This window comes from Marinobacter aromaticivorans (assembly GCF_002806975.1).
GTDB classification, from domain to species: Bacteria; Pseudomonadota; Gammaproteobacteria; order Pseudomonadales; family Oleiphilaceae; genus Marinobacter; species Marinobacter aromaticivorans.
Genome location: NZ_NIHD01000017.1, coordinates 20,721 through 39,381, shown reverse-complemented (window position 1 = coordinate 39,381; position 18,661 = coordinate 20,721). Strand labels below are relative to the sequence as shown.

General features: G+C 55.4%; 12 protein-coding genes and 1 tRNA gene. 6 read left to right on the top strand and 7 right to left on the bottom strand.

The annotated features are described in order from the left end of the window. Nucleotides 1-26 precede the first annotated feature (26 nt). Nucleotides 27-2,771 carry a bifunctional acetate--CoA ligase family protein/GNAT family N-acetyltransferase gene (locus CDH48_RS17275; protein WP_100689981.1) on the bottom strand — a complete coding sequence of 915 codons (2,745 nt, stop codon included), beginning with the start codon at nt 2,769-2,771 and terminating at the stop codon, nt 27-29. A gap of 158 nt (nt 2,772-2,929) precedes the next feature. Between CDH48_RS17275 and CDH48_RS17270 the strand changes: the two genes are divergently transcribed. Beyond that, nucleotides 2,930-3,856 (top strand): histone deacetylase family protein, encoded by a 927-nt coding sequence (locus tag CDH48_RS17270; protein WP_100689980.1) that lies wholly within the window; start codon nt 2,930-2,932, stop codon nt 3,854-3,856. 22 nt (nt 3,857-3,878) lie between these two features. Here the strand turns inward: CDH48_RS17270 and CDH48_RS17265 are convergent, their stop codons facing one another. Beyond that, on the bottom strand, nt 3,879-4,739 hold the full coding sequence (locus CDH48_RS17265; RefSeq protein WP_379923834.1) for a flagellar protein MotY: 861 nt from the start codon (nt 4,737-4,739) through the stop codon (nt 3,879-3,881). Nucleotides 4,740-4,981: 242 nt separating this feature from the next. On the opposite strand from CDH48_RS17265, the gene pyrC reads away from it, so the two are divergent. After that, on the top strand, nt 4,982-6,013 hold the full coding sequence (gene pyrC, locus CDH48_RS17260) for a dihydroorotase (protein ID WP_100689979.1): 1,032 nt from the start codon (nt 4,982-4,984) through the stop codon (nt 6,011-6,013). Between the two features lie 41 nt (nt 6,014-6,054). Then, nucleotides 6,055-6,711 (top strand): ribonuclease T, encoded by a 657-nt coding sequence (gene rnt, locus CDH48_RS17255; RefSeq protein ID WP_100689978.1) that lies wholly within the window; start codon nt 6,055-6,057, stop codon nt 6,709-6,711. An 83-nt stretch (nt 6,712-6,794) separates the two neighbouring features. On the opposite strand, the gene CDH48_RS17250 is transcribed toward rnt, so the two are convergent. After that, nucleotides 6,795-8,780, bottom strand: a complete 1,986-nt coding sequence (locus CDH48_RS17250) for an SDR family oxidoreductase (protein WP_100689977.1) — start codon at nt 8,778-8,780, stop codon at nt 6,795-6,797. Nucleotides 8,781-9,151: 371 nt separating this feature from the next. Between CDH48_RS17250 and CDH48_RS17245 the strand changes: the two genes are divergently transcribed. Continuing rightward, nucleotides 9,152-9,451 carry a hypothetical protein gene (locus CDH48_RS17245; protein ID WP_100689976.1) on the top strand — a complete coding sequence of 100 codons (300 nt, stop codon included), beginning with the start codon at nt 9,152-9,154 and terminating at the stop codon, nt 9,449-9,451. 90 nt (nt 9,452-9,541) lie between these two features. Further along, entirely contained in the window at nt 9,542-12,394 is a 2,853-nt protein-coding gene (locus CDH48_RS17240) for an insulinase family protein (protein ID WP_100689975.1), read from the top strand. Between the two features lie 14 nt (nt 12,395-12,408). Here CDH48_RS17240 and CDH48_RS17235 read toward each other — a convergent pair whose 3' ends face one another. Together CDH48_RS17235 and CDH48_RS17230 are read right to left on the bottom strand one after the other, a co-directional pair. Continuing rightward, entirely contained in the window at nt 12,409-13,056 is a 648-nt protein-coding gene (locus CDH48_RS17235) for a TIGR04282 family arsenosugar biosynthesis glycosyltransferase (RefSeq protein ID WP_100689974.1), read from the bottom strand. Continuing rightward, entirely contained in the window at nt 13,043-13,750 is a 708-nt protein-coding gene (locus tag CDH48_RS17230) for a TIGR04283 family arsenosugar biosynthesis glycosyltransferase (RefSeq protein ID WP_100689973.1), read from the bottom strand. Before CDH48_RS17230 ends, CDH48_RS17235 begins: the two co-directional genes overlap by 14 nt. A gap of 86 nt (nt 13,751-13,836) precedes the next feature. Between CDH48_RS17230 and CDH48_RS17225 the strand changes: the two genes are divergently transcribed. Further along, a tRNA-Arg gene (locus CDH48_RS17225) sits at nt 13,837-13,913 on the top strand. Between the two features lie 340 nt (nt 13,914-14,253). On the opposite strand, the gene CDH48_RS17220 is transcribed toward CDH48_RS17225, so the two are convergent. Together CDH48_RS17220 and CDH48_RS17215 are read right to left on the bottom strand one after the other, a co-directional pair. Further along, on the bottom strand, nt 14,254-17,376 hold the full coding sequence (locus CDH48_RS17220) for an efflux RND transporter permease subunit (protein WP_100689972.1): 3,123 nt from the start codon (nt 17,374-17,376) through the stop codon (nt 14,254-14,256). Continuing rightward, nucleotides 17,376-18,659: an efflux RND transporter periplasmic adaptor subunit gene (locus tag CDH48_RS17215; protein ID WP_100689971.1), complete on the bottom strand. Its 1,284-nt coding sequence runs from the start codon at nt 18,657-18,659 to the stop codon at nt 17,376-17,378. The genes CDH48_RS17220 and CDH48_RS17215 overlap by 1 nt, the downstream gene beginning before the upstream one ends. Between the last annotated feature and the right edge of the window lie 2 nt (nt 18,660-18,661).

Here is an 18,661-nt window from a genome sequence, read left to right as displayed (position 1 = left end):
CCACTGGCGCCTTTCACCGAAAGGCTTCAGTGGGCGCTTTTCTCGAGCCTCTCCTTTTGCCAGTCTTTTTCCGGCTCGTTAAGAACCAGCCGCAAATCCATCACTTCTTCCTCAACGTTGTACTTGATTTCAAAACCAAGATGCTCGGCTAGCTGTAACATCGGGCGATTGTCTGCCAGTACAGTACCAACCATTTCCACCGTGCCACGGGAACGGCAGTAATCAATCATCTTCTGCATCAACGCAACACCAAGCCCTTCACCTTTCATTTTGTCGTGAACCATCACCGCAAACTCACATTGCAGGTTGTCTGCGTCTGTCCAGGTTCTTACGGTGCCAAGGGTTTCTTCGCCTTCACCGTCCTCTTTGGGCGCATTGGCGATAAAGACCATTTCCCGGTCGTAGTCGATCTGCACCATCTGTGCGACGTCTTCCCGGGAGAAGTGTTTGCGATACTGAAAGAACCGGTAGCGGATGGATTCCGGTGACTGCAGTTCGTGGAACACCCGATGCGCCGGTTCATCCTCGGCGAGTGCCGGCCGGATGATAACCCGACGCCCGGATTTAGGCAGCACCAGCCACTCCTCAAGCTCCCTCGGGTAAGGCTGGATAATCGGCCGGCCCGGCGTTTCAGAGAGGTTGATCGCCACATTAACCGCAACCGCACCCTGATCGTTGAACAACAGAGGCGAAATTTCCAGGCCGCGAATCTCGGGGATATCAATCACAATCTGGGACAGCGTAACCAGGGTTTCCGAAACCGCGCGGATATCCTCGTCAGGCTTGAGACTGTGCTCTTTGAGCAGCCTGTACATGTAGGTGCGCCGTAAAAGCTCCCGGGCCAGAACCATATTCAACGGCGGCAGCGCAATTTGCCTGTCGGTCATGACACTCACATGGGCGCCGGAGGCGCCGCAGACCACCAAGGGCCCGAACTGGGCGTCTCTCGTTATCCCTACACTGAACTCAATACCGCCCACGTGCTGATACGAGCGTTGCATGGCAAAACCGAGAAAACCGCTGGCCGGGAAGTGCTTCTGGTATTCGTCCATCAGAAAACGGCAGGCGTCAATAATGGCCGCCTCACTGTTCAGCTTCTGCACTGTGCCCTTATACCGGCGCTGTGCCACTGTCAGAGATACAAACGGGTGGCAAACCTGTTCGTGGATAATGGTCACGTCCACCGGTCGGCGCTCTATGGCAAAGGCTTCAAGCACTTCTTCGATATCATCACAGTAAATCGTCTCAATGGTGTTGATACCGTATTCATCAATCACTTCCCTGGCTTCCTGGCTTGACAGGTGGGTACGGCCTGAGCGCAGGGCATCCATTACGACACGCCGGGTTTTTGTGTGATCCGACAAATGGTCGGTAAAGGATTCCGGTGTTTCCTTCAGCAGGCGCTGGACTCTCTGGTGCCGCACATGCCGCATGAAGGCTACCACGGCTTTCTCCGGATTGAAGAAAGAGGGCAAACCGGCACGATAGAATTCGTCGCGAGCATCCATCACCGTGGCCTGCCCGAGCCAGCAGGTGAAAATATTAAGCCGCGTACCCTTTGCCGCCTGCACAACTGCATCGGCAATCTGGAGGCTGTCCTCGGTAAGGCTGGGAGCATAGAGTACAAGCACGTTGGCGATTTCAGGGTCCTTGGCCAGTATTTTTATAGCCTTGCCATAGAGTTCCGGCGATGCATCGTAGTTAAGGTCGATAGGGTTCTTGCGCGTCCAGTAAGGAGGCAACAGCTCCGCCAGGGCATTAATACTGGTCTCGGACAGGCGGGCCAGTTCGCCGCCCAGATCCGCCAGCCGGTCTACTGCCAGTACACCGGGCCCCACGCCATTTGCCATAATAGCCAGGGATTCCCGGCGCAGCGGGCGCATGCGCGTCAGGGTTTCCAGGGCATCAAACATCTGCCCGAGCCCGTCCACCCGCAGCACACCAGCACGCTGCAGCATCGCATCGTAAATAGGATCGCTTCGCCGGATTCCATCAGGCAACTCGTGGGGAAACCACTCGGATTCCGGCACCCGCCCGGATTTCACGGCAATCACAGGCTTGGTCTTGGAGGCCACCCGCACAGCCGACATAAAGCGCCGGGCATTCGGGATGTGTTCAATATGCAGGAGAATGGCGCGGGTTTGCGTGTCCTGGGCAAGATAATCGATCAGGTCATCGTGATCGATATCCATACCATCGCCAAGGGTGAGGAAGTACGAGAAACCCACACCGCGGGCGAGTGCCCAATCAATCACTGAACTGGCAATAGTGCCGGACTGGCCCACAAACGCAACGCGCCCAGGGAGAACCCCCATATGGGCGTAGGTGGCGTTCAGGCTCCTGGCCGGCACCATCAGGCCGATGGTGTTGGGGCCCAACACTCTTATGCCCGTCTCCCTGGCCGCATCACGAACGGAATACATCAGCGGCTGGCCGGTTTTACTGTGGGTACGGGACATACCGCCCGTCATCACAATCGCTGTTCGCACCCCTGCTTCACCCAGGCGCCTTATGGTCTTGGAAACCGTATCCGGGGGCGTACAGATAATAGCCAGATCCGGTGAAAACTCCATTCTGGACACTCTTTTGACGCAGGGCACACCGTGGACGTTCTCATAATCATTCCGGTTAACCACCAGAAGCCTGCCCGGATAACCGCCGCTCATCAGATTTCGTAACACCATGCCGCCAAGGTTGTCTGCCCGTTCCGAGGCCCCTATTACAGCAATGGAGGCAGGATTGAACAGGCTTTCCAGGTACCGTGTGCTCAAACTGACTCTCCTTAATATGTTGTTTGCCCTATCTTAGGCACTGAACAACCTTTGTGAAATGCCTATCGCACTTATAAGACCAAAGAAACGCGGCGTTATCAGATTATCCCTGATAGGATTAAATAAAATACAAGTAAATCCGGGACGTTTCGAGATATATGACCACCGCATTTTTTTCCCACGATGACTGCATGAGACACGACATGGGGCCCGAGCATCCCGAGAGCCCGGGTCGTCTGGCAGCAATCATCAGCTACATTGCCGATACCGGGCTCGCTGAAAAGCTGGACTGGGTGCGCCCTGAAGAAGCCACCCGCGATCAGCTTTTAAGCGTGCACCCTGAACGCTACCTGCAACAGCTCGACATGATGCAACCGACACGCGGCCGGGTGTACACAGACCCGGATACCGCTATGATGCCTGACACCCTGCGTGCTGCAAGACTGGCCGCCGGAGCCAACATCCAGGCGGTAGACATGGTGATGAGCAGCCAGGTAACCAACGCCTTCATCTGTGCACGCCCTCCCGGGCACCACGCTGAGCGCAGCAAGTCCATGGGGTTCTGTTTTTATAACAACATTGCCCTGGCCGCCATGCGCGCGCTCAACTTTCATCATCTTGAGCGGGTAGCCATCATCGATTTTGATGTGCATCAGGGAAATGGCACCGTAGATATCGTCAGCGGAGATGAGCGCATCCTGATGTGCTCGAGCTTTCAGCACCCATTCTACCCTCACTCCCACGTACACCGGCAAGCGGACAACATTGTGAATATCCCGATCGAAGCGGGTTGTTCTGCAGCTGATTTCCGTAAGAAGGTAAAAGATGGCTGGATGCAGCGTCTGGATGCTTTCAAACCCCAGGTAATTCTCATATCTGCAGGGTTTGACGCCCATCGTCTGGACCCGATGGCGGAACTCAATCTGGAGACTGAAGATTACCGCTGGCTCACTGAAATGCTGGCCGGCATAGCCAGTGAACACAGTAACGACAGGATCATTTCAACGCTGGAAGGCGGCTACCACCTGAGGGCGCTTGCAGAAAGCGTGAATGCCCATCTGGAAGTGCTGAGCGCGATTTACTGAGAAACCGGGCGTGCAAATGATCTCAACCGGTCGAAGCCCCGCCATAGCCATTGGCTTGCTGCAGCCCCGGGCGATCACCCTCGCGCTGCAAACGAATTGTCGTGCGGCGGTTATCGGCAGGCCGGCTGGAAACCGGGAACTGGTCACCATGAGCTCTTACCGTGATCAGGTCGGGATCCACGCCCCGGCTTTTCAGATAATCCGCTACCACATTCGCTCGATCCTCAGACAACGCCCGATTGTCGATCCGGCTTCCGATACTGTCACTGTGCCCATCCACAAATACCCGCTCTACCGTGGAATCGGCCATAATGTAGGCAACAATGTTGTCCAGCAGATCCATGTCGGCCTGAGAAAGCTTCTTGCTGCCGCTGGCGAATGCCACCCTTGACCGCCCAATCTGGTCGATATTCACGGGCAGCAGATTCTCAGCGCAGGAACGATAGCGCTGATACTCTCCGTTAAAATTGATGTTGGAAACCTGCACCCGCACCGGATTGCCGTCGTACCAGGAGGTACGGGTAACGGTTGGGCGCATACCCGAAAGCAGGCTTTGCGCGAGAATAATAGCCTGGCGCGTTGCAAGGGATACCTGCCTTCGGCCTTCAGAAACATCCACAGGCCCCACCTGCCTTGGTGCAACACCCGGCCGCCACGGGGGCGCCTCAACCACCAGCAAGCCGCGCCCTGGCCGCATGAGGCGGGATTCCGATTCCAGGAAAAACGACAGGTCTTCTCCCGCCCTGTGCCGGAAGACTGCCCGGCCGTAACCCGGAACCTCGTGCACCAGAGAGCATTCGAAAACAGACTCGGCAACATACCACTGACTGTTCGCAATTCCTGCCCCGTAGCTTCCAGCCAGGACAGGCCCGGGCAAAATCATTCCCAGTGCCAGTATTCCCAGCAGATTTCGCGTTTTTTTGGAAAAAGGAAGCGTCATAACAGCCATACCGTTGCTTGACGGAGGTTTCAGGATTTCCCTGTTTAACGGCACCGGCGCAACTTTCTTTAGCCGATACGGGGAAAACAATCGCCCACGCATTCTGCTATAATCTGCCAAATTTCTCAGGGCCCAAGCGCCTTACACGCCTGTTTTACCTCAGAAGGCATTGCGGAAACCAGCTCATGACCGACCAGCTAACTATTGTGCGCCCCGACGACTGGCACCTCCACGTTCGTGACGGCGATATTCTGAACGATGTAGTGCCCGCAACCGCAGCCTGTTTCGGACGGGCGATCATCATGCCCAACCTGGTTCCGCCGATAACAAATGCGGCACAGGCCGCTGCCTACCGGGACCGGATACTGGCAGCAGCCAAAGGCACGCATTTCCGACCTTTGATGACCCTTTACCTGACCGAATCCACCACCCGAGAGGACATTCTTGAAGCCCGCGCCCAGGGCGTTGTCGCCGCCAAACTCTACCCGGCGGGTGCGACAACAAACTCGGCTTCCGGTGTGAAGGATATCCGCAATATCTATCCGGTACTGGATACCATGGCAGAATGTGGCATGCTGCTGCTTGTTCACGGTGAAGTTACCGATGCCGACATCGATATTTTCGACCGGGAGAAGGTTTTTCTTGAACGGGTTCTGGCGCCTGCACTGGCGGCCTTCCCCACGCTCAAGGTGGTCCTTGAACACATAACCACCGAGGACTCCGCACAATTCGTTCGGCAACACCAGGGTGACAACCTAGCCGCCACGCTCACACCCCAGCACCTCATGTACAACCGTAATCACATGCTGGTGGGGGGCATGCGCCCTCATCTGTACTGCCTTCCGATCCTCAAACGTAACCGGCACCAGCAGGCGCTGAGAGATGCTATCGCCAGCGGTGACAGGCGATTCTTTCTGGGAACCGACTCCGCCCCCCACTCGAAAGACAAAAAAGAAGCGGCCTGCGGCTGTGCGGGTTGTTATTCCGCCTATGGTGCGATCGGACTGTATGCCGAGATTTTTGAAGAGCTGGGCATTCTCGACCGGCTTGAAGCCTTCGCCAGCCTGAACGGTGCCGACTTTTACGGCCTGCCTCGCAATACCGACACCATCACGCTGGTGAAAGAACCCTGGACGATGCCCGATGAATTGCCTTTGGCGGATGCTACCATCGTTCCTCTGAAGGCCGGCGAAACTGTTAACTGGCGCCTGGCCTGATCTTTCCAACTTCCTGACAAACGGCCAAAACCGGAGCTTTAGTGACTGACGAAAACAGACAATCGCATCCCATGTCCCGCAGATTCCGCGGTTTCCTGCCCGTGGTTGTGGATGTGGAAACCGGCGGATTCAATCCGGAACGTGATGCTTTGCTTGAAATAGCTGCGGTGATATTGACCATGGATGAAGATGGCCGCCTGCGCCGGGCTGAAACCCATGTGCAACAGATTGATCCGTTTGAAGGCGCCAATCTGGAGCAGTCCGCGCTGGATTTTACCGGAATCGACCCCTGGAATCCGGAACGCGAGGCTGTACCCGAGCGTGAAGGCCTGAGCGAAATATTCCGCCCCATCCGCAAAGCGGTCAGGGCACACGATTGCAAGCGCGCGGTACTGGTGGGCCACAACGCAACCTTCGATCACAGCTTCGTATTTGCAGCGGCACAGCGGGCGGAAATCAACCGCAACCCGTTCCATCCTTTCTCAACATTCGACACGGCAACCCTTGCCGGCCTGGCATACGGCCACACGGTGCTGGCACAAGCCTGCAAGCTGGCAGGCATACCGTTTAATAACAAGGAAGCCCACTCCGCCGCCTATGATGCGGAAAAAACGGCCGACCTGTTCTGCGGTATCGTCAATCGCTGGCAAGAATTGGGTGGCTTTCCACCACCCCCAATACCGGGAAACGACGGATAAAAACCGGCCACGCTGCCATTAAACCGCCACCACAAAAAACCCGCACCGCGGGTTTTTTTGGTTCAGGTTTCACAGAGCGCCCCTTACCAGTGAATGCCTCGCATCACCGCGGCAAAGGCCACCTGTTCCGTAGACACCTTTGGCCTTTCAATGGATTTTCCGCCGACACCCGGGGATGAATCCGGGAACATGCGGTACCCGGTATTCATGATGATTTCGCCCATCTTCGGCGCCAATGCATGCAACACCTGCGCAAAGATGCCAAGGCGCGTGGCAATGCGCTTGGGGCGATCAATAATCGCATTCGTTACCATATCCGCTGCCTCTTCCGGCGTAAGCGTCGGCACAGAATCATAGATCTTGGTGGGCGCAATCATCGGCGTTTTCACCAGCGGCATATTGATGGTGGTAAAGGTTACGTTCCGATCTGACCATTCAGATGCCGCGCACCGGCTGAAGGCATCCAGCGCGGATTTGGAGGCGACATAGGCCGAGAAGCGCGGGGCGTTGGTAAGCACACCGATGGAGGAAATGTTAACCACATGCCCGCGCCGACGCTCCAGCATAGAGGGCGCAAAGCCCATGATCAGACGAACAGAGCCAAAGTAGTTGAGCTGCATTGTGCGCTCAAAATCGTGAAAGCGATCAAACGAAAGTGACAATGAACGGCGGATAGAGCGCCCGGCGTTGTTAACCAGCACATCAACGTGGCCATGGTTATCCAGAACGGTTTGAACAAACCGGTCGCAATCTTCCATATCGGAAAAGTCACACTGGTAGGCGTGCACATTGCCACCCCTGGCTTCAAGGGATGCGCTTACCTCGTCCAGTTTTTCCTTGGTGCGGGCGCCAATCACCAGAATGGCACCGGCTTCCGCCAGCTTTTCAGCCGTCGCCAGGCCAATGCCGGACGTGGCACCGGTTACCACGCATACCTTGCCTTCGACCGTGCCCTTGAGTGTGCGATCCTTGAACAGATCAGGATCCAGGTTGCGTTCCCAGAAGTCCCAGATCACCGGGGCGTAATCCTTCAGACGGGGCACTTCTATGCCGGTTCCTTTCAGTGCCCGCTCGGTTTCACGGGCATCGAAGCGTGTTGGGTAATTAATGAAGGACAATACAGAGCGCGGGATGCCCATGTCATCCAGCACCGCACTGGTCAAACGCTTCACCGGCGGCAGATTTTTCAGGCTCTGGCGGATGAACGGCGGAACAAAACCGAACATGCGGGAATCAATACGCATGCCCATTGTCGGGGCATGGCCAGCCTCGCAGAAGATGTTAAGTATTTCACCAACCTTGTACGGATCGGTGTCTACAAGGTGGAAACAGTTGCCGTCCTCACCTTCCAGATGCGCGATATGATCCATGGCGTTAACCACGAAATCCACCGGGACAATGTTCAGGCGGCCCCCTTCAATGCCAACGGTTGGAACCCACTGAGGCAAGGTGCGGCGGATTTTCTGAATCATCTTGAAGAAGTAATAGGGGCCATCAACCTTGTCCATTTCCCCGGTTTCCGAGTGACCGATCACCATGCCCGGGCGGTAAATACGGAATGGCAACTTGCACTCTTCGCGCACGACCTTTTCGGACTCGTGCTTGGTCATCAGATACGGATGGTCCAGCCTCTCTGCTTCTTCAAACATGTCCTCGCGGAAAATGCCCTTGAACAGGCCCGCTGCAGCAATAGACGAAACGTGATGAAAGTGTTTTGCCTTCATCGCTCCGGCAGCATTCACCGCGGCTCGGGTACCTTCTATATTGGTGGCCTGCTGGGCCTCTTCATCGGCGCCCATATCGTAGACCGCCGCCAGATGGAAAAAATGATCGATATTCCCTGTCAGCGCTTTCAGGGTTTTTGCATCAATACCCAGATTTTTGCTGGTGAGGTCGCCGACAACAGCTTTTACACGGGACTCATCTACCCCCCAGCGTTCCCTCAGGGCTTCCAGCTTGCCCAGGGACTGTTCTCGCACCAGCAGGTGCACGGTACCACCGCGCGCCAACAATTTTTCCACAAGAAAACGGCCAATAAATCCGGTGCCACCGGTGAGGAAATAATTCATTGATAATCCACCCTGCTTGTTGCTCAGTTGTTGTCTATCCATGCCGGCCACACCAGACCAAAGTCTTATAGCGACCTTCAAAAACCGGCATTGTACTTAATTGCAACTTTCATGTATCGGTCTTTATTAGAGCTTTTACTCTGTAACCTGTTGTTTTGAATAGAGCAATTACTCTAACCCCTGCCCGGCGCGCGTGGATCCGCCCTCAGCACATTGAATTTGAGATTAGCACAGTAATCGGCACCTGCCCTCCCAGCCGATGTATTACCGCAAAGCAATGAAACAACCCGCCAGCAATGCGATAATCGGAACTTGTTGCCTCTTTGGGCGTCAGTCCTTTTCACAGACCAGCACTACCCGGAAGCCAGACAATGCAGAATGACAACCCGAATACCGAACGCTACATCGCCATTGCCCGAGCCTGCCTGAAAGCTATCAACGACACAGCAAAAAACTCGGGTGACCGGGAACAGAAGATCCAGGCGGTTTACCAGGCCATAGACACTGCGTTCCAGGCCGAGTTTGCCGATTACCGGCAGTCCGTTGCCATTATGGCAACCGTTCTGGAGCGTATAGCCTCTGGCCAACTGGACGGTGAAACGGCCGCAGACCTGGCTCGCAAAACTCTCGATCAACAGCCGAAGAATACCCGGGAGGCGAAGATACACTGAACCTGGTACACCATTACCGGTCCAGACCGTATCTGCAGCAGAAGGTTTCGAAGCTCACTGTAAATAACAGAGGCACTATCCAGAGGCACTATGCAAATAACTAATCACCCGAAGGTTCGAGTACAACGGCTGGCAGTGAATGTGTTTGCGCTGCTTACACTGTTATTTGTCAGCGCGCTCGCCAGCGCGGCGCAAACACCCGACAAAAGCCCGAACGATAACAACGAATACCGCTTCATCGAGCTGGATAACGGCTTGCGAGCGATCCTGGTATCCGACAGGGATGCAGACAAGGCGGCCGCTTCCATGAATGTCGCCGTTGGCAGCGGGGATGACCCGAAAGAACGTGAAGGCATTGCGCACTTCCTGGAACACATGCTGTTCCTGGGCACCGAAAAATATCCGGAGCCGGGTGAATACCAGCAGTTCATCAAAAGCCACGGTGGCAGCCATAACGCTTTTACCGCGTTTCGCAACACCAACTATTTCTTTGATGTTCAGGCAAACTACCTTGAACCGGCGCTGGATCGTTTTGCCCAGCAGTTCGCTGCCCCCCTCTTTACTGCTGAACTGGTAGACCGTGAGCGCAACGCCGTTCATTCAGAGTTCAGCGCCAAGCAAAAAGAAGATGGCCGCCGTTTCTATTCCGTAAAGAAGGCCACCAGTAATCCTGAACATGCCTTTCACCAGTTCGCTGTTGGTAACCTCACTACCCTGGAGAATACCGAAGCCAATCCCCTTCGGCCTGATCTGATCAGATTCTGGAAAGACCGTTACTCCGCCAACCTCATGACCCTGGCGGTCTATGGCCCGCAGCCGCTGGACAAACTCGAAACCATGGTTCGTGCACGTTTTAATGCCATCGGGAACCGCAGCCTGCAACCGCGAGTGCACGGCACCCCCCTGTATGAACCCGACAGCTTGCCGGCAAAAGTAACCGTAGACGCGATCAAGGATGTACGCACACTGTCGCTGGTATTCCCGATTCCCTCGCAGCAGGAAAATTATCGCACCAAGCCTGCGAGCTATGTTGCTAATCTGCTGGGCCATGAAGGGCCCGGGAGCCTTTTTAATGTGCTCAAGAACCAGGGCCTGGCCGATAGCCTGTCAGCAGGCATCGGCATGGACACAGGCGACAGCGCCACACTGGAAATCAGCATTGCACTTACACCGGAGGGCCTGAAGCAACACGAGGAAATCCTGCCGCTGGTTTTCCGATACATAGACATGATTCGTGAGCAGGGCATCAGCCAGCAGCGTTTTGAGGAAATGCAGCGCCTTGCGCGAATTGACTTCCGCTTTCGTGAACAGGGCGAACCCCTGCATGAGGCAATGCGGCTTTCCAGCCAGTTACAGGACTACCCTGCAGAAGACATCCTCAGTGCGCCCTGGCTTATGGAACGTTATGCACCGGACCAGTACCGGGCCATTCTTGCCAGGCTGACACCAGATAACCTGATGGCCTATGTGCTGGCTCCGCAACCCGGCCTCGACAACCCGAACCTTACTCAATGGTATGATACGCCCTGGCAAATCGAGCCGCTGAATACCGACACATTGCTCAATAACGCCCCCGAGGCGCTGGCCGCATCGCTCCATCTTCCCGCCCCCAACCCGTTTGTGCCGGAAGACCTGACCATGGTTCCCGGTGCCACCATGGACAAACCGGAGTTGCTGGGTAAGCCGAACGGTATGGCTATCTGGTTTGCCCGGGACACCCGCTTCAACACACCCAAAGCCAACGTATTTTTCAGCCTGCGCACCCCGGCGGCCCGCGTATCTGCGCGAAGCCATGTGCTTACCCGTTTGTTGGTGGACAGTATTAACAACAATCTGAACGCCTGGGCCTACTCGGCACGGCTGGCCGGGCTGGATTACAGCATTTACCCGCATTTGCGTGGCATTACAATTCGTGTTGGTGGCTACAGTGACAAACTGCACACCCTGATGAACCGTATCCTCATGCAGGTCTCGGCGCCAGAAGTTACCCGCCAACGCTTCGATATCGCCAGGCAAAACCTGATCGACAGCCTGCAGAACAAAGCAAAAGACCGCCCGGTGGAGCAAACATCGGAGTTTATTCAGACCGCCCTGCTTGAGGATACCTGGAGCACCGAAGAAAAGCTGCGCGCAGCCCGTGAAGTAACCCTCGACGAGCTTATGTCGTTCTCAAAAACACTGCTCTCGGAAGTTGACCCGGTTCTTCTGGCCCATGGCAACATTACCGAAGCCTACGCATTGAATCTTGCCCAGCAGATCGACGCCATTGTGCTGGCCAAAAGTAAGGTTGTGTCCGTAGAGCGCAGTCAGGTGCGTGAACTGCCGGCAGGCGATATGCTGGTTTCTCTCAACGTACAGCATCCGGATACCGGCTATACGCTTTACACACAGGGCCGGAATACCGGTTTTGAAGAACGCGCCCGATTCCAGCTGTTAGCGCAGATTATCAGCAGCCCGTTTTATGAGGAGCTCCGCACGACCCGCCAGCTTGGTTATATCGTGTATGCAACGCCATTCGAAATGCTTGAGACACCGGCGCTGGGGTTTGTGGTTCAATCCCCCGGTGCAAGCGCAGAAGACATCGACCAGGCAGTTCGCGAGTTCGCCAAAGGTTTTGAAAAGACCCTCGAAGACCTTGACGAAAAACGGCTAGAACGCGAAAAGCGGGCCGTGATCAGCCGCATTCTTGAGCGGGACCGCCAACTGGGTGACATTTCCGGGCGTTACTGGCGGGAAATTGATCGGGGCAATGATGACTTTGATTCCCGGGAGAAACTTGCGAGCGCCGTTCAAGACGTGAGCCATAAAGAGCTTTACGCCACCTTCAAAGACGCCGTACTGAACCGGGAAAGGGCTTTACGCGCAGTCACAGGCCCAGAGGGCTTGAGCGCCAATGAAGCACGGGATCTGATTCTGAAGCAGCCGCCGGTAACCGCCAAATAAGCGGCAACAGACAACTACCCGTTGCCCGCCGGGGGCAGGCGCTGAAAACGCGCCCAGTCCTCCGGTTCGTCCACGTCCCAGCGGGGCTCCAGCAATCCGACACTGAGCCCCAGGCTAACCAGTCGCTGCTGGGTTTGTGCTAGAACGCCTTGCGTTCCCCATTCAATACCATCAAGCATCTCCGGAACCACCCGACGAGCGCCAATCAACACATAGCCACCGTCATCCGAAGGCCCCAAAACCACATCGTATTCCTGCAGGCTTGCCAGTGCCTGATGCACGTATTCCGGTTCGACCGAAGGGCAATCGCTACCCACAATCAGGGAAAAAGCATGGAACTCAAGGCCGAATTCAAGCGCACCCTGCATCCGCTCACCCAGGTCCGCGCCCTTCTGTACCTTTTGCTTCAAACCCCGCTGATCGATAGCGCCCACAATCTCCTGCGCCTCATCCGGAACTGAGTCTACATGCCTGTCCCACCAGAATTGCACAGCCAGCCCGGTGCCACACAGGTTATTCAACACCGCAAGCGTGAGCTTTATGTGAGCGTCCGCTGCGCCCCGGGCGCCAAGCGCCGGAATGAGGCGTGTTTTCACCTGGCCCACTTCGGGCCACTTGGCGAATTGCATCAGCAGGGCGTCGGGAGTTTCAGTCTTTGGCATTACGAACATCCGAACGGTAAGAGTGAACAAGCCTTTCGGGAGACTCACCGCGCCAATAGCGCCAGCGCAAACGCCACATAAGGAAAATTGTGCGCCACACACCCCGTTGCTCCCAGCGCCTGCTGTCAGTAATCACAGGATCCTTGATACGGAAGGGGCGGGAAACCAGGCACAGACGACGGGAAAATTCGACATCTTCCATAAGCGGTATGTTCTCAAAGCCGCCCAACGCTTCAAAAACCTCCCTGCACACAAACAACGCCTGATCTCCCGTGCAAATCCCCGTTAACCGAGAACGCTGATTCATGAACCCGCCAATCATCCGCAACATTACGCCCTGGCCACTCAGGCGAACATCGAATCGCCCCCAAACCCGGTCGCTCTGAAAAAATTGCTCCAGGGAACTCAGGGCACCCGGCGGAAGGCGAGTATCGGCATGCAAAAATAACAGAACCCTACCCCTGGCAACCGACGCTCCGGCATTCATCTGCACAGCCCTGCCTTTTTCCGCCTGCACCACGCGATCCGCGTAAGGCCTGGCCAGCGCGGCGGTTCCATCCGTGCTGCCGGCGTCCACAACGATCACCTCATGCCCACTGGCCCGCAGCAGCTGCAGCGCTTCAAGGGTTTGAACCACACCCGCAGCCTCCATCCACACCGGCACAACAACACTTAACGAGAAAGAGTCAGACAAAACACACTCCCGGCCCAGCAGAAATCACGGCAATACCTTGAGCCACAGGCTTCAGGCCGCTATCATACCGACCTTCTCAAAGAAGTGCCTCCGTAGCTCATCTGGATAGAGCGTCCCCCTCCTAAGGGGAAGGTAGCAGGTTCGAGTCCTGCCGGGGGCACCAGCTACCCTTCCGCACTAATCCACAAAACATAACAAGCCACTGTTTTTTTTGAACACTTTTATCACGCAATCCAATCCTTATCGGTCCATAATACTCCGACCTAATCTACACGTTTTGGGGGTATGTTTGGGGAGCAAACTAAAATGCACTCCCGATATAGTAGGTTTTATACCCACAAAAAGAGATAGAACCCCGCCATGTCCAGGCCTATCACGCTGAAAGGCCAACTCAAGACAAACTCCACCTCACCGCTCGGCAATTACCAACCCCGATGAGTTGGGCAGGCTCCACGAATGCAAGAGCCCAACAAATTTGAGCTCTTGCACTTTTCTGAGTGCACTCAGTTTGAGAGCGCCTTACGTCTCCACAAATAGAACAATACCGGGATCACCAACAGCGCCAAAATAACGGCAGTAACCATGCCACCAACCATGGGCGTTGCGATACGCGCCATCACTTCAGAACCTGTTCCAGTGCCAACCATAATCGGAACCAGGCCACCGATGATCGCGGCGGCAGTCATCATCACCGGTCGCACACGCATACCAGCGCCGTGAAGTACCGCATGGCGCAGTGTTTCGCGCCTCGGCGTCAGGCCTTTCTTCTCGCAGGTTTCAAGCATTGCCCGGTAGGACTGGTTGAGATAGACCAGCATGATTACACCAATCTCCACGGCGACACCCGCCAGCGCAATGAAACCAACACCCACCGCTACCGAGAAGTTGTAGCCTAACAGATACATCAGCCAAACAGCCCCGATCATTGCGAACGGCAGTGTGCCCATGATGATGCCCACCTCTGTAAAGTTTCTGAAATTCAGGAACAGCAGGATGATGATAATGGCCAGTGTTAATGGCACTACGTAGCTCAGCTTTTCTTTCGCGCGAAGCATGTATTCATACTGGCCCGACCAGGCGATGGAATAACCTGCTGGCAGATCCAGTTCCGCTTGCACTGTCGCCATTGCCTGCTCCACGTATGTGCCCACATCGACGCCCTCTATATCCACAAAGGACCAACCGTTCAGGCGTGCATTCTCGCTTTTGATCGCCGGCGGCCCATCTTCTATCCGGATATCCGCGACATCAGCCAACGCAATTCTCTGACCCGAGGCCGTGACGATGGGGAGCTGTTCCAGTTTCTCGGGTGAGTCCCGGTAGTCTTCCGGATAGCGAAGGTTAATCGGGTAACGCTCAAGGCCCTCGATGGTTCTGGAGACATTAATCCCGCCAATCGCAGAGGCAACCACCTGCTGTACGTCCGCGATATTCAGACCATAACGGGCAGCGCGTTCACGATTGATATCCACCTTGATGTATCGGCCACCTGCTACTCGCTCTGAGTAAACCGAAGCTGTGCCGGGCACATCTGCCAGAATTTCTTCCAGGCGTTTTCCGACATTCTGGATGGTGGCGAGGTCCGGTCCCGCGATTTTGATGCCTACGGGGGTTTTAATACCCGTTGCCAGCATGTCGATGCGGGTGATGATCGGCATAACCCAGGCGTTGGTGACACCAGGAAAACGAATCAGTGTGTTGAGTTCCTGTTTGAGCTTGTCTGTGGTCATACCCTCGCGCCACTGATCTCGGGGCTTGAGCTGGATAAAAGTCTCAATCATCGTCAAAGGTGCAGGGTCTGTTGCTGTATCCGCGCGCCCCACTTTGCCAAACACGGTTTTCACTTCCGGCACCGTCGCAATCAGTTTGTCCGTTTGCTGAAGTAACTGGCGGGCTTTGCCGATTGAAATTCCCGGATATGTTGTGGGCATGTACATCAAATCCCCTTCGTCCAGTGGGGGGATGAACTCGCTACCGATTTTCGTTGCTGGCCATAGGCCTACAGCCAACACCAGCACTGCACAGAGCACGGTCGACCTGGGAAACCTGAGCACCAGTTTCAACACCGGCATATAGGCGCCGACCAGCAAACGGTTTACAGGGTTCTTATGCTCCGGTAGCACTTTCCCTCGGATAAAGTAGCCCATCAGAACCGGAACCAGCGTCACCGCAAGCGCGGCACTGGCGGCCATAGCGTAGGTTTTGGTGAACGCCAGTGGCGCAAACATTCGCCCTTCCTGTGCTTCAAGCGCAAACACCGGCACAAAACTGACGGTAATGATCAACAACGAGAAAAACAGCGCCGGGCCGACTTCCGAAGCAGACTTCGCAACAATCTCCCATCGATTCTCCGGCGTGAGCGGCGTTCGCTCCATATGCTTGTGCATGTTCTCTATCATGACTATGGCCCCATCAATCATGGCGCCGATAGCAATGGCGATACCGCCGAGGGACATGATATTGGCATTGATGCCCTGCCAGTACATGACAATAACCGCCGTGAGAATACCCACAGGCAAGCTGAGGATCGCCACCAAGGACGAGCGTACGTGAAACAAAAAGACGATACAGACCAGCCCGACCACCAGAAACTCTTCCAGCAGCTTGAACCAGAGGTTGTTGACGGCCCGTTCAATCAGGCCCGAACGATCGTAAGCCGTGACCACTTCAACGCCATCGGGCAGGCTCGATTGCAACTCGCCCAGCTTGGCTTTAACGCCATTGATGGTTTCCTGCGCATTTTCGCCGAAGCGCATCACCACTATGCCACCAACGGCCTCCCCTTCCCCGTTCAGCTCGGCAATACCGCGCCTCATCTGCGGCCCCACTTCGACACTGGCCACATCCTGGAGCAGAACCGGCGTGCCGTTCACATCTAGGCCTAGCGGAATTGCCATCAGGTCTTCGCGGGATTGAATATAACCTGAGGTACGAACCATGTATTCCGCCTCCGCCATTTCAATAACCGATGCCCCGACTTCCTGATTGCCCTGCTTGATCGCTGTCTGGATAAGAGAAAGCGGAATCCCCAGCGCACGGAGCTTCTCGGGGCTGACCTTGACCTGATATTGCTTCACCATGCCGCCGAGCGCAGCAACCTCTGAAACACCGGGCACGGTTTGCAGTTCGTACTTGAGAAACCAATCCTGAAGGCTGCGCAACTGGCTCAGGTCGTTCTGTCCTGTGCGATCAACCAGCGCATAGAGATACACCCAGCCAACACCGGTTGCGTCCGGCCCCAACTGAGGCCGTGCCGAATCAGACAGATTGGGTGCCACTTGCGAGAGGTACTCCAGAACTCTGGAGCGAGCCCAATACATATCGGTATCTTCATCGAAAATCACGTAAACGTAGGAGTCCCCGAAAAACGAATAGCCACGCACGGTTTCCGCACCGGGAACCGACAGCATGGCGGTCGTCAGGGGATAGGTCACCTGGTCTTCTACAACCTGTGGCGCTTGTCCCGGGAAGCTGGTTTTAATGATAACTTGCACATCAGACAGATCCGGAAGCGCATCGACCGGGGTTTTACTGAGTGAGTAAAGGCCCAGCCCTGTTATTAACAAACTCGCCAGCAGAACCAGAAAGCGGTTTCGAATGGACCAATAGATAATCGACTGAATCATCAGTTGGCCCCCTCATGGTTCATGTTTCCATGATCCATTTCCGCGTTATCCACCGAATCAGAGGGCATGGCCGTCATACGCAGAAAATCCGAGGTCTTGCTGGATTCGGAATCAATCAGGAATTGGGCGGATGTCACTACCTCATCACCCGGCATGACACCCTCAAGGATTTCAGCGTACTGCACACCAACACGGCCAACCTTCACAGCGACCGATTTGAACGCGCCGCCATTCAGAGCCAGCACCAGCCGATCGCTCTGGCCAGTTCGAATAACCGATTCACGAGGCACTAGAAGCTGTCTGCTGGTGCGGGCGCCCTGAATGTTCAGCTCTGCAAACATGCCCGGCAACAAAGTGCCATCGGCGTTGTCAAAACGCATTCTTACCCGGGCGGTACGGGTCTTGGGGTTAACCTCCGGATACACATAATCCACTTTTCCTGTCCATTGACGACCGGGCAAATAGTCGAGGGTCATCACCACGCGATTGTCGGATGCCACTGCGGATAACTGGCGTTCAAATACTTCACCAATGACCCACACCTCATCCAGCGCAGCAATGGACAGGACTCGATCCCCTGGCTTGATAAACATACCTTCGCGAACATTAAGGTTATCGATAACACCAGAGGTGGGCGCATACACCGTTAAGGTACGCTGCAATTCGCGGGTTTTCGTGAGCTGACGGATCAAACCTTCAGGTACGTTAAGCGCAGCCAGGCGCTCCTTGGCAGCATTGACCAAACGCTCATTGCCCCGGTTTAACGCCAGGACAAGTTCATCCTGGGCATTGACCAGCGTAGGCGAATACAGGGTGTAGAGCGGCTTGCCCTTCTCCACCGGTTCGCCCTCTGCCTTCACATAGAGTTTCTCGATCCACCCCTCAACCCGGGGATGGACATGGGCCATGTCGTCTTCACTATATTGAACGTACCCCACCGTTGTTATTTTGTTCGGTAGCCGTCCCTGAATGACCGGCTCCGTCAACACGCCCAGGTTGTTAACGACATTCGGAGAAATACGAACAGTACCAGGGGCATCTTTACCCGATCCGCTATCTGCATAGACCGGTATCAGGTCCATCCCCATGGGCGATTTACCCGGTTTGTCGCTCTTGTAATTGGGATCCATGGGCGCCACCCAATGCAAGGGCTCTTTACTGGCATTGCTGGTCACCTCAGCCACAGCAGCCTCTGGAGATCCAGGGGTAAGCCAATAGGTCGCTGCCGCCCCGGCCACGCCACCTAACAACAAAAAGCCCAATGGGCGTATAACATTTGCCATGA

Coding starts and splice junctions, on each gene's coding strand:
- CDH48_RS17245 (WP_100689976.1), top strand. CDS start 9,152: ATGCAGAATGACAACCCGAATACCGAACGCTACATCGCCATTGCCCGA.
- CDH48_RS17215 (WP_100689971.1), bottom strand. CDS start 18,659: ATGGCAAATGTTATACGCCCATTGGGCTTTTTGTTGTTAGGTGGCGTG.
- CDH48_RS17240 (WP_100689975.1), top strand. CDS start 9,542: ATGCAAATAACTAATCACCCGAAGGTTCGAGTACAACGGCTGGCAGTG.
- CDH48_RS17265 (WP_379923834.1), bottom strand. CDS start 4,739: ATGATTTTGCCCGGGCCTGTCCTGGCTGGAAGCTACGGGGCAGGAATT.
- CDH48_RS17220 (WP_100689972.1), bottom strand. CDS start 17,376: ATGATTCAGTCGATTATCTATTGGTCCATTCGAAACCGCTTTCTGGTT.
- CDH48_RS17250 (WP_100689977.1), bottom strand. CDS start 8,780: ATGAATTATTTCCTCACCGGTGGCACCGGATTTATTGGCCGTTTTCTT.
- pyrC (WP_100689979.1), top strand. CDS start 4,982: ATGACCGACCAGCTAACTATTGTGCGCCCCGACGACTGGCACCTCCAC.
- CDH48_RS17235 (WP_100689974.1), bottom strand. CDS start 13,056: ATGCCAAAGACTGAAACTCCCGACGCCCTGCTGATGCAATTCGCCAAG.
- CDH48_RS17270 (WP_100689980.1), top strand. CDS start 2,930: ATGACCACCGCATTTTTTTCCCACGATGACTGCATGAGACACGACATG.